The following is a 14,602-nucleotide window of genomic DNA, read 5'->3' as shown; positions in this document are numbered from 1 at the left end:
TCACAAACTATTCAGACATAGTTTGTGACTTTTTTTGCTGGGACCCATGGATGTGGTGGCTTGATTGGGTTTTCTTTTCTGAAGAAAGGCTGAGTAAATGTTCCAAATTTTTTGACATAACCAATCTCTTTTTGGCTCTGTTGGTGAAAAAAGTTGTATCGCCAATCGATTCTTCCTATAATGATGGTAGAAATAGGAAGAGACAAGTGGAATCAACACCTCAACAGAGGTAGAGAGGAAGGTTGTCTTATGTACTATCGGCAAAAGCGCTTAGGATTGATATTGCTAGCATTTCTGTTAGCACCTACTGTGCTTGAAGGTGGGCTTTTTGCCTCAGCAATGGAAAATCAGTTTGCCAAGCAAGCTGTGAAACAAGCCAACAAGGACCCAGTTAAGGCTCAGGCCCAATCAGCGGTCCAAAATCATCAAGAAGAACAAATGATCGCAGATCATCGGCGTCTTCGAAAGCAAGCAGATCAGGAATTTAAAAACCGAGTGAAGGGTCAGCTCAAGGCTAAAGGATTACCAGTGCCCAAATCAGAACGGGCATTGGCTAACAGTCCAGTAACCTTAATGGTTGAATTTGATCGGCCACCAGCAGCTTTGCAAGAAGAAAAGACCCTAGTCGCTGGATTACAACGCCAACAAGACCCGGTAGCAAGACGCGTGCGGCGAAACGCGCGGGAGAACAATATTAAGGAAGTTCGGGCTGCTGGTCAACAAGTAGTAGCGGAACAACGATCGGCCCGGGATGCAGTCGAAAAAATTGCTAAGAAAAAAGCCCAACACGAATTTGGTTATTTGACAAATACTATGTCGATTGTAACGCGAGTTAAGGATGTCAAGGATGTTCAAGCTGTTGCTGGGGTCAAACGCGTGACGCCGGCTAATATTTACCAACCGCAAGATTTGGCCGCAGATCAAATTGTGCAGGCTTCGACAACTTGGCACCACCATCATCTAAGAGGGGACAAGACGGTCATTGCAATTGTTGACACGGGCATTGATACTAAGCACGAGTTAATGTCTCTTGGCAAGGAAGCTAAGCAGAAAATTAGTCAAACAGAGGCGAAACAGGCCATCGAGCGGCTTGGTCATGGTTGCTATTCATCGGCAAAGGTTCCTTATTCTTACAACTATGCTGATGGAACGGTGAATACGGTCTTTGATTTAAATAAAAATTCGATGCATGGCATGCATGTTGCCGGTTTAGCGGCCGGCTATTCGGCCTTGCCTAATTTTGCTCATTTTGATCAAAATCATTATGCAATTGGGACTGCACCGAATGCACAGCTGCTAAACATGAAGGTTTTCTCGAATACTGGTGGTGGTGCGAGTAGTGATGATATCATTGCAGCAATTGAGGATGCTGTTTTTCTGAAGGCGGATGTGATTAATCTTTCCTTGGGATCTGCTAGCGGTAATGTTGATCAGGACAGCCCGGAACAGCGCGCCATTAATTTGGCTGCTCAGCAGGGGAGCATTCCGGTCGTTGCGGCGGGCAACGCTGGTCTGTCGACTTCTAATACTGGTTTGAATGTCATTAATACACGCCAAACAAACGATACTGGAACGCTCAGTTCACCTGGTGTACTCGATTCAGCTTTGACCGTGGCTTCGTCGAATAACCTGGCTTATGATATTCCGACTGATGGCCCGGCTAAATTGAGCCACCTGTCTTCCTTTTCGTCTTATGGGCCAACGCCTGATTTACAGTTAAAGCCCGACATTACTGCTCCGGGTGGTCGGTTATTATCGAGTTTGAATGATAACCGGTATGATTACATGTCAGGGACTTCGATGGCGACGCCAGTCATGGCCGGATCAGCTGCTTTGTTCGCCCAATCGTTGGCTGGACGGGTACCAGCCCCCAAAATTAGCCAGCATATAAAGACTGCTTTGATGAACACTGCACGGCCATTAGTCGACGAAAAAACGTCAGCCATTATTTCGCCCCGCGTTCAGGGGGCAGGATTAGCTCGGGTTGATGATGCAATCGACAGTCGGATTAAGCTAACAACCTCAAAAGGGACTTCATCGCTTTCTTTGGGAGCTTTTTCGGAGTCTAAGCAAACGTTGCAAGTCTTTTTGGAAAATCAGAGTGACTATGAGCAAAATTTTCGTTACCAGACGGACCACCGTGTTTGGACCGATGGTTCGGTACCAGGAAAGATGGCCACGGATAAGCAAATTTTGGGTGCTGATTTGTCGCTGATTGGAACTGATGCGGCAAAGCAAGTGTCAAATAGTGAACAGAAAATTATTCGGGTTCCTGCCCATCAGCGAGTGGCCGTTTTGTTTGGTTTGACCTTGCCCGACCAGGCTAAAGGGGGCTTTGTTGAAGGCTATTTACAATTTAAGCCGGTTGATTCCGCTGGTCATAAGCTGAAAGAAGGGGCACAGTTAGCCATGCCATATCTTGGTTACTACGGCGATTGGCAAAACCAGCAAATTTTTGACCGGCCTGCCTGGGATCCTGATTCCTACTTTGGCCAATCGGCCCTCGTTGATAGTGAACGAGTACCTTTGGGTCTGAACAAGGCGGGAAAGATCATTCCGGAAAATATTGCGATTACACCAGATTTGGCGATGATGAACGGCTATTCGCAACCACTCCTTAACCTCTGGCGCAACGCCCATCACGTGGTGGCCGAAATCTATCAGCATAATCCGGCTGAAGACCGGTGGGCTGGCCAGCAACCATTGCGAAGGGTCAGTGTTGATGACGAAGTACTGAAGTCCTATTATCAACGTGGACGTGATCAATTTACAACGTATGATGCTAGTGGCCATGGATGGAGTGGTGATCGGTGGAATGGTAAAACGGGCCGAAATGAGCCTGTTGCAGATGGTCAGTATTACTACCAACTTTCTGCTGAAGCGGCTAGTGGTCGACTAAATGGTTCAGCTGGTGGACGACCTACTCGTCAGCGGTTAATCTTTCCAATCAAAGTTGATCGACATGGCCCGGTGGTGACCAATCCACATTTCCAAGTAAAAAAACAGTTGAATCCATCCGCCGCCCAATCAAAAAAATCAATTTGTCTGGCCGCTGGATTGACGGACGACTTGAGTGGTATTGATACCTTTGGCCGAATTGGTTTCGTTGTTAATGGGCTTTTGACAATTGTTGACCAGCCATTGCAAGAAAACCACCAGCTCCATCAACAATTATTGTTGCCAATGAGTCCGGACCAGCTTCAGGCATTTCATACTAACCAAAAGAATCGAATTCAAATTTTAGCATTCGATAACGCAGGCAATCTGACGAAGCAATCTTTTACGCTTTCAGGGCCTAACGCTGATTTTTTGGTTGATCAGCCTGCATCAACACTCCCTTCTCCGGTTAATGGCATTAAACAGAGTCAACCGGGGATGATCAAGAATACGCTGAGTCCAGTTAGTCAAGGGCGGACCGGGATAGGTCAGGGTGAGCCGGCTAAGGATTGGCTGCTAGTTAACGCTAACCAGCCAATGATTACCTTTGATCATTTTATTAATTTGTTTGTAAATACAGTGACTGCTCAAACACGATACTATAACCAGCAAACACAAAAGCTCACGATTAGTGGGCATCTGCGCCAAGCAGTGGATCAGCTATTGATTGGTGAAAGCCAAGGGAAGCGGCTTGCAGTAGCAGTCGATCCGCAAACGCTAGCATTTCAAACGGTAGTAGAGGCGAAGCCAAATGCCAAAACCGTGGTGCCAATTCAGCTGATTGTTGGTGGTCAAACTTTGGTTGATGGTGGCTTGAGATTCTACGTTGACACTAGTTTGCCGGAGCTAAACCTGATGAACGAAAGGACGCTAGAACGACTAAATGATGGAACTTATCAAGTTAAAACTAACCAAAAGGCTTACCAGTTGAAAGGGCAAGCTGGTGACAACTATGATGGTTACCAACTGATGATTAATGGCGATATGATTGCTAAGAAAAACTTTAGTCTGACTTTTAACCAAAAGACCACTGGTGGGATAACCGAGTTTTCGGTGCCTTTCCACTTGACGGAAGGTGACAACCGGGCGGTTTTGGTAATCCGTGATGCTGTGGGCAACCGGACTGAAAAGAAGGTGAATGTCCGCTATTATCAAAGCACTTTGCCAGCACCCACGATTGCAAAAGCTGGTTTTAGCGTTAATCAACTGTTCCCAATGCTGCTAACAGCAAAAGCGAATCAGCCGGCCAATAGTCCAAGTGATAACAATCTGACGATTGTCTATTCATTAAATCAGGGTCAGCAATGGCAAACATATCAGGGTGATGTGTCAATCCGAGAAAATAAAGCGGTTCAGTTCAAAACAATTGATGCCTACGGGAATGAATCAAAAGTGGTTACAGTGATAGTAAATGAATTCCCACCGACGCCTAATAGGCAAAAAGCGGTTGTTAATCATCGGCCATCCTGGCCAAGACTAGGCAACCAAGTTTCCAGGCCATTACCACGGCATGACGACCAGGCACATAGTCAACAACGGCAACATGGAAGCTGGAGGGACTGGTTCCATTTCCAGCCAGTCGGATGTTGGTGGAGTTGGAAAACCCACCTATTGTCACCACTAATTGATAGTTGGCATGCTTTGATTAATAAGTTTTTTTAATAAAAAAATAAAGGAGATAATGATAAAAATCCAATAATAATTTGATTTAAATGGAATGTTAACTTATAAGTGTGCTTAACAAAAAGCAAAATTAATCTTGGAAGAAGGCAAATCGCTTTGATTTGCCTTTTTTTCATGAATAATTTAATAATTTGGCGAGTTACAGGAAAAGAACAGTTTATTCTACTAGGAAAAAATGCGGTTGGGAGAATTCTAGGTAATCCGAACAAAGGCGAAATGACTATGTTAAAATACTAATAAGAATAGTGATTTCAACTGAATAAATCGGGATGAACGCTGACAAGAATTCAGTTATAAAATCATTCTGGTGTGGCCTTGGTTTTCGTCCTGGTTGAAATGGCGGAAGAAATTTATACAGTCGTTGATCAGAATTGTGAACACGCTGATCAGTTTTTACCCTTTATTGACCAAAGGAAAGGAGAAAGGAATTATGACAATTCAACTTGTTGGCTTCTCATTCTGATAACGGAATGGGATTGAAGTCTTTTCAGCCCCATTCAACGTGCACAGCATTCGAATGGAGAAACTGAACAATGAACCTTAAATTAATTCGTAATTTTGCGATTATTTCCCACATTGACCATGGCAAGTCAACGCTATCGGATCGGTTAATGGAGAAAACCAAGACGGTTTCGGACCGGGAAATGACGCCCCAGTTATTAGATAGCATGGGTGTCGAGCAAGCACATGGCGTGACGGTCAAGTCACGGACGGTGCAAAATACTTATCGGGCCAATGACGGCCGAGATTATCAATTAAATCTGATTGATACACCGGGTCATGTTGATTTTAACTATGAAGTCAAAAAAAGTTTATCAGCAACCGATGGGGTTATCCTCTTAGTTGATGCAACTCAGGGCGTTCAAGCACAAACTGTTGCTAACTGGCGGTTGGCCCATGAATTGGGACTGCCCATTTTGCCGGTTTTAAATAAAATTGATGCCGCTAGTGCTCAGGTTGACGAGGGCGAAGAACAAATTAGACAACTGGATCAGACCTTAGCCAATCGTCAAATTTACCATATTTCAGCCAAAACGGGTTTGGGAATAGCGGACCTTTTGGAGGCAATTGTTCATGAATTACCGGCACCGGTCGGTGAGGAAAGCAGCCCTCTCAAAGCCCTGGTGTTTGATTCGGAATATGATGCCTTTCAAGGGGTCATTGCCCAAGTTCGCATCATCGATGGAACTCTGAAAAAGGGTGCCGCGCTGCAATTGATGGCTAACAGTCAAAAGTTGTTGGCCAAAGAAGTTGGTATTTATCAGCCAAACCGAGTGCCTGTCAACGAATTAACCATTGGAGAAGTCGGTTATATCGTGACTGGGATTAAAGATCCCAAGCAGGTGACTGTTGGCGATACGTTGACGAGCCAAATTCAACCAACAAGAACGGCGTTGCCTGGGTACCAGCAAAGTCAGCCAGTGGTTTATGCGGGGATTTACCCAGTCGACGACTACAATGTCTTGCATGAGGCATTGCAAAAATTAGCTTTGAATGATACCTCTTTAGTCTTAACAGCTGAGCAGTCCGAGGCGCTGGGGCCAGGTTTTCGAGCGGGGTTCCTAGGTATCTTTCATTTGCAAATCATTAAAGAGCGTTTGGAAACTGAGTTTGGCATTGAAGTGGTGGTGACAGCTCCAAACGTTTCTTACCAGGTACAAGTGGCACAAAAAGGTCAGGATATTCAGACGGTACTGGTGACTAATCCAACCAAGTTTCCTGATTTTGACCAAATTTTGGCCATTGAGGAACCAGTGGTCAAGGCGACTATCATGACGCCAAGCGATTCGGTTAATCAACTGATGAAACTAGCGGATGATTATCGAGGTGTCTTCATGGATATGGGGAACCAGGGCGATTACGTCCGCCTGGTCTATCAAATGCCTTTATCTGAAATCGCCTACGATTTCTTCAACCAATTAAAGTCACTTTCACACGGTTATGCTTCATTTAGTACGGAACCGATTGGCTATCAGGAAGCTGATTTGGTCAAGGTCGACGTGCAGGTTAACTATGCTCAGGTCGATGCACTGGCCTTTGTCACTCATCGTTCACGAGTGGGTGAGCAAACGCAGCAATTAGTCCATGAGTTAAAGAGGACGGTTCCAAGACGTCTTTATCCAATGCCAGTTCAAGCGGTCGTGGAAGGGCGTGTCATTGCCCGTGTTGATGTACCACCATTGCGTAAAAATGCTGCAGTCAATGGTCAAGCACGGAGCATCTCGAAAAAACAGGCGCTCCTTCGCCGTCAAAGTGCCAACAAACGTCAGGCGGCTCAGTCTGATATTGAATTACCACAAGACGTTTTTAATGCTTTACTTTCATTAAAATAATTAAGAATTAGCCCCAGCGCAGCTTGCTTTGGGGCTTTTTTTAATACTAAATTATGATTTTTATTTAGAATTTATATTCAAAAATAATCGAGATATTCGCAAAAAAATGGCCAAAATAACTGTTTGGTTTTAATATTTAAATAAAAATTTGATAATTTTTGAACTAAATTGACTTTTATTGTTTCGAAGCATAGACTAAAAATTGTAATATTAATAAAAAAGAAGGAAAATTTAAAATGAAAAAACATGGTGCGGACATTGTCACAGATTCCTTAGTGAATCACGGGGTTGATCTCGTTTTTGGCATTCCAGGAGCGAAGATTGATCGTTTGTTCGAGACACTTGAGCACCCACAAAAGGGACAACGGGTACCAAAGTTGATCGTGACCCGGCATGAACAAAATGCCGCCTTTATGGCTCAGGCATTTTCACGGATTACTGGTAAGACAGGTGTGGTTATTGCTACTTCTGGTCCTGGGGTTGGCAACTTGGTGACAGGCTTGATGACTGCTAATGCAGAAAGTGATTCAGTGTTAGCCATCGGTGGTCAGGTTCCTCGTCGTGACTTGTATCGGTTGACGCACCAATCAACGAATTCGGCAGCCTTGTTTCAAAGCGTGACCCGGTTTAGTTCTGAGATTCAAGACCCAAACAATATTTCTGAAATTATTGCTAATGCCTTTGCGGCGGCTAATGGAACCAAGCGGGGAGCAGCCTTTGTTTCTTTGCCACAGGACGTCGATGATGTTGAAGTGAACAGCCCGGCATTGCCTGTCGTGAACCAGCCTCGTCAGGGGGCAGCTGCTTTAGCTGATTTAGACTGGTTGGCTGAACAAATTAAGGCGGCCAAGTTGCCCGTTTTGCTTGTCGGTGCCCGTGGTTCTGATGATGACACGGTGGCGGCCCTGCATACGCTATTGAAACAAACGCCTTTGCCAGTAGTCGAAACCTTCCAGGGAGCCGGTGTGATTTCGCGTGACTTGGAAGCTCAATCATACTTCGGTCGGGTTGGTCTCTTCCGTAACCAAACTGGTGATAAGTTGCTGAAGCAATCTGACTTGGTTGTGACGGTTGGCTATGATGCCATCGAGTATGAACCACGAAATTGGAATAAGGAAAACGATTTGAAAATTGTCGCCATGGATATTGCGCCAGTTCAGATTGACAATAATTTTGTCCCCACGCGCCAATTGGTTGGTAACTTAGCTCAATCATTGACACTTTTGACAAAGAAGGTTGCAGGTTATCAGGTGCCGGTAGAAAGCCAGGGCCCATTGCAAGAGTTAAAGGCTGATTTGAAGGCCTCTGATGAGCCGTCATACACGCCAGCACAAGCCAATTTGAACCACCCGTTGAATGTTATCAAGGCCTTGCAAAGTCACGTGACTGATGACATGACAGTTTCGACCGATATTGGCTCACATTATATTTGGATGGCCCGCCACTTTAAGTCGTATGTTGCTCGTCACTTCTTGACGTCTAATGGAATGCAGACACTTGGGGTCGGCCTGCCTTGGGCAATGGCCGCTGCGCTGGTTCGTCCGAATGCCAAATCAGTTTCTGTTTCTGGTGATGGTGGATTCTTCTTTTCTGCAATGGAATTGGAGACAGCCGTCCGTTTGCATTTGAACACGGTGCATATCGTCTGGAATGATAATGCCCATTATGATATGGTTAAGTTTCAAGAGGAAATGAAGTATGACGGTCAAGCTGCCGGTGTTGACTTTGGTCACATTGATATCGTGAAATACGCAGAGGCCTTTGGTGCTAAGGGACTGCGTGTTGAAACACCAGTTGATCTTGATGCGGTTTTGACAGAAGCCTTTGCAACAGAGGGGCCAGTTGTTGTTGACATACCCGTTGATTATTCACACAATTTTGAATTAGGATCTCAGTTGATTGAATCGGAGGGGTAATGTTGGTTTGGTTATCGGTCAAAAGATCCTTTTATTTGAACTAATGCCACCCTCACAACTTCATTAATGAAAAAAGCCTTTCAGAAAAATTATCTGAAAGGCTTTTTTAGTAGGCCAATGCTGATTTTATTGCTGGTTAGCTACCCAAGCTGGGAGGACAATTTGGTCGATTAATTCTTCTGGTTTTGGTGCTTGCTGGGTGGCGATAAACGAATAGTAGCGGCGGAGATTACCCAGGAGCATTAAGACCTCTTTGGTGGGAACTGTCTTTAATTCACCGCGATTGATAGCCCGAGTAGCTAACAAAGTTCCAAGCTCGACGGCACCTTCCTCGGCCTTTTTTAAGAGGTCATCATTGATGGTTTCACCATTGATGGCTTGATAGAGTGTAAATTTAATCAAATATTGGTTAATGCGTTCATGCAGTCCCTCAATTTGCCGGGCGTTTTCAATGAGGTCTCCACGCAGGCTGCCAGTATCGGGAAAGGATTGGGGATCTAAATCCTCTGGGAACCCAGAATTTTCGTGTGCCCAATGGTGGACCGCATCCACTAAGAGGGCCGATGGTGAGTCCCACCGACGATACAAGACACTCCTGGATGTTTGGGCAAAATGAGCAACATTTTTAAAAGTCACTGCATCGATACCTTGTTGGTCAAAAAGGTGTAATGCTACCGCATAGATTGTTTGTTCGAGGGCTAACCCACGTTTTCTGGTTTGCGTTTCTTTTTCCATAAAAATAGTTTAACACAAAAAATAAGAAACGTTATGTATCTTATTGACTTTTGTTTAATAGCCGAGTATATTAATCAGCGAATTAAAATAGAGAACAAAACGTTCCTTATTTTTTCAAATAAACTAAACAGAGTGGAAAAATGGAAATTAAAAAAATACGCAATGTTGCGCTGATTTTGGCTTTTGGCCTTTTGGCGCCGATGCTTGATACAACTATGACCAATATCGCTGTTAACGATATCGGTCGTGATTTACATACTACACTAGGGAATGTGCAATGGATTATTACAGCCTACGGTTTGGCCACCAGTATTGCTTTGCCGTTTTCGGGCTGGTTAACGCAGCGCTTTAATGGAAAATTTGTTTTTTTGGCAGCGCAACTATTCTTCGGCTTGTCTTCGGTGGGGGCAGCATTAAGTCATGACATTAATGTCTTGATTTTGTACCGAGTCATTCAGGGCTTTGCGGCTGGTTTGATTATTCCCCTAGTCACAACCATGCTGGTCAATTTAGCACCGCGTGAACATTTGCAAAAATTGATGATGGTCGTGATGTTGCCAATTATGGTTGGCCCCATTTTTGGTCCAATTATTGGAGCACTTGTTGTTGAATATGGCAATTGGCAATGGATTTTTTGGATCAACGTACCAATTATGGTTATTGCAACAGGCATGAATATTTGGAAGGTACCAAATATTCCAGCCTTGAATAAAGCAGCACGGATTGATGCTCTTGGTATTGCTTTGCTAGGATTAGGTTCGGCCACTGTTATTTATGGCCTTTCGCGTGCTGGCGATTGGGCCAGCTTTAACAATGCCGACACCCGTCTCTATGTGACTGCTGGGTTATTGGCCTTTGTGGCCTATTGGATTTGGGCGAGGTACAAAAAAGACCAAGCAGTTTTGCCACTTGCTTTGTTTAAGTCGCCAGTTTACTCAGCGACAACGATTAACTTGGTTTTAGCTGGGATGGTAACGAATGGTCCAATGCTGATTTTACCATTGTACTTCCAACAAGGGCGGTCGCTGTCTGTTTTAGCAACCGGACTTTGGTTACTGCCCCAGGGAATTGGGATGCTGTTGATTCGTCCGGTCTTGTTGAAATTACTCGAGCACAGCGGAGTTCGCTATGTGGTTTGGCTGGCCCTTTCATTGACCTTAATTGGGACGATTCCATTTGGTTGGATTAATAGCAACACGAACATGGGCATTGTTAGTGTTACGCTCTTTGTTCGTGGCCTTGGGGTTGGTGGTGTGATTATGCCACTGATGACCACAATTCTCTTGGGGATGGAAAAGGAATTGATTCCGCAAGCCAACATTGGCGCACGAATTTTTCAAAACGTTGGTGGCGCCTTCGGTTCAGCACTAGTGGCCACTGTCGTTGCCGCTTACATTGTGATCCACCCGGCCTTTGGTGCCAACATTGTTGCTTATCAACATGCCTTTTGGTGGTCGATGGCTATTACCGTTGTGATGTTTATTCCGGCCGTTTTTTTGCCAAAGCAAGTTGAGCCAAAGAGTTAACGCACTGACAACGAAGTCAATTGTAAAGAAAAAGTATCCATCGGTTTGTCTCACTAATTTTAAATCAGCGGGGCAGTGGTGGATACTTTTTTGTTTGAATAAAAATTTTCTGATTTAGTTTTTAGCTGGTCCTACAGATCGTTGAATCTTTGCTAACACCGCCCGGGCGATTGGCCCAACAACTAATATTTGCATTGGTAAGGACAAAAGCAGGTTGAAAAGCCAAGCCTTTGGATAGGCTGCTAGTGAGTGTCCTTTGATTAAGATACCAAAGAAGGACATGCAAGTAACCATGCCCAAAACCATCAGTATGGAGATGGTTAGAGGAATCTGGAGACCATCCGTTGCTTTGAAGCGGGGAAATATGTGCTTGAAAGCCAGCATCTTAGCCAAGGGACCAACGAGGAAACCGTCAAAAACCAAGGCAACGATTAAAGCAAGGGGGTAACCAACGATGACTTCGTGCCAGAAACCATCTGTTAGCCCGTCAGCGAGGTAAATATTGTAAATGGACATACCCAAAACCATCAGGCCAGCCATCATTAACATGAAAATTAGTTCTTCTCTAAAATTATGTGGCATTCATCAATGCTCCTTTTCTTATTAATTCCAACTTAGCATATAAAATTTTTTCTCGTAAGTAAGGATTTAATGAGAATTACTAGAAAAATATGTAGACGTCAGATGGGCACCATGTGTAATCTAAATTAACTACTTATTTTTTCAAATGGGTCATCAGCACTAGAAAAAAGCCATGGATAGTCATTGACTGTTTTCAGTGTCAGTGGCTGATGTTTGAGGCTGTGATCATTGGTCAGTTTTTTTGATATACGGTATGCTCAATTGTTATTTAGAAGACAGTTAGCGTCAAAGTGATGACAAATGGATGATTTCCTGCTATGCTGTAATTACATTGGAATGTTACTGCAATGATATTGCGGTGAATTCGTTGATTTTTACGGGAGTTTTACATGAAGGCAGCTGTTTGGCACGGAGTCAAAGACATCAGAATTGAAGAAGTGGATCTGAAACCACTGGCTCGCGATGAGGTGACGATTAAGGTCGCTTATGCTGGGATTTGTGGTAGTGATCTTCATGAGTATCAAGAAGGACCGGTCTTAATTCCAACGACTTTTCCTGATCCGTTGACAAATGAAGCGGCACCGATTGTTCTTGGCCATGAATTTTCAGGAGTCGTTGAAGCTGTTGGCCCTGATGTCTACGATTTTCAGGTAGGTGATTATGTGGTGGTTAATCCGACAATTACCAAGCGAGAATCCCCTGATGATGTTGATGTTTATGACGGTTATAGCTTTATTGGACTGAGTAAGGATGGTGGGCTAGCCCCCTATGCGAACGTTTCGGTTCAAAATCTCTACCATCTGCCCCAGACTTTTTCGTTAAAATCAGCCGCAGTCATGGAACCTGCGTCTGTTGCTGTTCAGGCGGTTAAGGAAGCGGATCTAACTTTTGGTCAGACTGTGGTCATTTTTGGTGCTGGTCCAATTGGTGTCTTGTTAGCGGAGGTCGCACGTGCCGCGGGCGCTTCACAAATCGTTGTTGTTGATTTATCAGAAATCCGGCTGCAAAAGGCTCTAGAGATGGGGGCGACTGATACGGTTAATGCCAGTCAAGTTGTTGATGTTGAACAAAAAATTGCCCAGATTTTGCCGGAAGGAGCGGATTCATCCTTTGAGGTGGCTGGAGTTCAAGAAACTTTTGACCAAGCAATCTCTGTGACGAAACCACGTGGTTGTGTTGTAGTCGTTTCGATTTTTTCGCAACCAATTCGTTTAGATATCCGTAAAGTTATGAACGCCGGTGTGCGAATTACGACTACCATTGCCTATTCACGCCAAACTTTCCAACAAACAATCGATTTAGTTACTAGTGGCCGACTCAAGGTCGAACCAGTGATTACTTCTGAAATTCGCTTAGCTGATTTTTTGAAGAAGGGATTATTGCCGTTAATTAATGATTCTTCTGAAGAAAAAATCTTGGTGAACCTAACTAAAAGTAAATAAATAGTGCGAAAAAACTTTCACTTTGAAAGTTTTTTTTATTAGTTCTACGTAAGTTTTTAATGAACGTAATGCAGGAAAGATAAGGCCCGAAGAGGCAAATAACAAATCACTAATCAGAAACATTGCCAGCTATGGGAATGTTTTTTTATTTTTATGTTTACAAATGTAAACAAGGAAGTTATACTGATTTTGTTTACATTTGTAAACAGATTTGTTTTGGTGAACGGAGGAGAAAACAATCATTAACATTACTGATACCGAACAAGTGGTTATGCGGATTATTTGGACGAAGAAGCGGGCAACTAGTCGTGAAATTGTGGAGGAAGCGCAGTTATCACATGACTGGTCGGCTTCGACCGTCAAAACGTTAATTCGACGTTTGACGGATAAGGACATGATTGCAGTCGATAAATCAGCAAAGGTCTTTACCTACGTGCCGGTTGTGGCTGAATATGAGGCAATCGATGATCACGCTAACCGTTTTTTTGACTCCGTTTGTGACGCCTATAAGGGGACGCTCTTAACGGCACTTATGAAAGCAGAACCGTTGAGCAAAACAGACATTCAAAATATTCGAGCAATCCTTGATGAACGCGAACCGAGTGCTCCAGACCAGGTTGCTTGTCATTGTCTTCATGAAGATGGTGATTCTTGCGCAATGGTTAATCGTTAAAACAAAAACATGACGAATTAACGAACGGTATTTACAAAAGCAAAGTTAGGAGTATTTTATGGATAAGATTTTGATGATGGCCACGGGCTTAGCTTTGATGGCCTTTATTATTTGGTGGTTCTTTGGTCAACATAAAATTGAAAGTGCATCAGCAATTCTTGGAGAACAGGGGCAGACCGTTGATATTCAAGTTAATGGTGGCTATGCCCCTGAGCACATCGTCTTGCAAAAAGGAGTACCAGCGACCTTGAATTTCACTCGCACTGATCCTTCTGGTTGTTTGGATCACGTGGTTTTTGCTGATTTTGGCATTAACCGGGAATTACCACAAGGTCAAAAAGTGTCTATCAATATCAATCCCGACCAACCCGGAAAGTACCAATGGGCTTGTGGGATGAATATGTTCCATGGTCAGGTAACCGTTGAATAAGGGAGTTTCATATCAAGATGAAACTAATCAGTTTACGTATAAGAAGGAGACAGTTATGGCAAAGAAAGTAGAACAAACAGTCACAGTTGACGGACAATACCAACCAAAGGTGGTGACTTTTCAAAAGGGTGACCAAGCAACATTAACCTTTAAGCGGATTAGTGAGAGCGGTTGTTTAGACACTGTTCAGTTACATGATTTTGGCTTCCAATCCAAGTTGCCATTAAATGAGGAGATCAGCTTTGCCATTCCGACTGACCAGGCTGGCGAATTTGAATTTGCTTGTGGCATGAACATGGTCAAGGGAAAGGTTATCGTTCAATCGGTTTAAAGAGTTTACGAGGT

General features: G+C 43.9%; 10 protein-coding genes. 8 read left to right on the top strand and 2 right to left on the bottom strand.

Features of this window, described 5'->3' with window-relative positions:
* Positions 1-249: 249 nt before the first annotated feature.
* The 3 genes from ACSYSR_RS00130 to alsS all read left to right on the top strand — a co-directional run bounded on the left by ACSYSR_RS00130 (position 250) and on the right by alsS (position 8,869).
* Positions 250-4,599, top strand: coding sequence for a S8 family serine peptidase (locus ACSYSR_RS00130; RefSeq protein WP_489816497.1), 4,350 nt, complete (start codon positions 250-252; stop codon positions 4,597-4,599).
* A gap of 554 nt (positions 4,600-5,153) precedes the next feature.
* A complete protein-coding gene (gene lepA / locus ACSYSR_RS00125; RefSeq protein WP_489816498.1) occupies positions 5,154-6,953 on the top strand; it encodes a translation elongation factor 4 in 1,800 nt (599 codons plus the stop codon).
* Between the two features lie 236 nt (positions 6,954-7,189).
* On the top strand, positions 7,190-8,869 hold the full coding sequence (gene alsS / locus ACSYSR_RS00120) for an acetolactate synthase AlsS (protein WP_489816499.1): 1,680 nt from the start codon (positions 7,190-7,192) through the stop codon (positions 8,867-8,869).
* Between the two features lie 126 nt (positions 8,870-8,995).
* Here alsS and ACSYSR_RS00115 read toward each other — a convergent pair whose 3' ends face one another.
* Complete coding sequence (locus tag ACSYSR_RS00115; protein WP_489816500.1) at positions 8,996-9,604, bottom strand: TetR/AcrR family transcriptional regulator; 609 nt, start codon at positions 9,602-9,604, stop codon at positions 8,996-8,998.
* A gap of 140 nt (positions 9,605-9,744) precedes the next feature.
* Between ACSYSR_RS00115 and ACSYSR_RS00110 the strand changes: the two genes are divergently transcribed.
* Positions 9,745-11,130, top strand: coding sequence for an MDR family MFS transporter (locus tag ACSYSR_RS00110; protein WP_489816501.1), 1,386 nt, complete (start codon positions 9,745-9,747; stop codon positions 11,128-11,130).
* Between the two features lie 114 nt (positions 11,131-11,244).
* On the opposite strand, the gene ACSYSR_RS00105 is transcribed toward ACSYSR_RS00110, so the two are convergent.
* Positions 11,245-11,712 carry a DUF2798 domain-containing protein gene (locus ACSYSR_RS00105; RefSeq protein ID WP_489816502.1) on the bottom strand — a complete coding sequence of 156 codons (468 nt, stop codon included), beginning with the start codon at positions 11,710-11,712 and terminating at the stop codon, positions 11,245-11,247.
* 389 nt (positions 11,713-12,101) lie between these two features.
* Here ACSYSR_RS00105 and ACSYSR_RS00100 point away from each other — a divergent pair, with 389 nt between their 5' ends.
* The 4 genes from ACSYSR_RS00100 to ACSYSR_RS00085 all read left to right on the top strand — a co-directional run bounded on the left by ACSYSR_RS00100 (position 12,102) and on the right by ACSYSR_RS00085 (position 14,588).
* A complete protein-coding gene (locus tag ACSYSR_RS00100) occupies positions 12,102-13,154 on the top strand; it encodes a 2,3-butanediol dehydrogenase (RefSeq protein ID WP_489816503.1) in 1,053 nt (350 codons plus the stop codon).
* Positions 13,155-13,392: 238 nt separating this feature from the next.
* A complete protein-coding gene (locus ACSYSR_RS00095) occupies positions 13,393-13,827 on the top strand; it encodes a CopY/TcrY family copper transport repressor (RefSeq protein WP_491702633.1) in 435 nt (144 codons plus the stop codon).
* A 58-nt stretch (positions 13,828-13,885) separates the two neighbouring features.
* Positions 13,886-14,257 (top strand): cupredoxin domain-containing protein, encoded by a 372-nt coding sequence (locus tag ACSYSR_RS00090; RefSeq protein ID WP_489816504.1) that lies wholly within the window; start codon positions 13,886-13,888, stop codon positions 14,255-14,257.
* A 55-nt stretch (positions 14,258-14,312) separates the two neighbouring features.
* Positions 14,313-14,588 carry a cupredoxin domain-containing protein gene (locus tag ACSYSR_RS00085; RefSeq protein ID WP_489816505.1) on the top strand — a complete coding sequence of 92 codons (276 nt, stop codon included), beginning with the start codon at positions 14,313-14,315 and terminating at the stop codon, positions 14,586-14,588.
* The last annotated feature ends 14 nt before the right edge of the window (positions 14,589-14,602 follow it).

It is taken from the genome of Fructobacillus sp. ESL1096 (genome assembly GCF_058511985.1).
The sequence above is the reverse complement of the archived record's forward strand: the minus strand, read 5'-3'. Positions and strand labels throughout refer to the sequence as shown.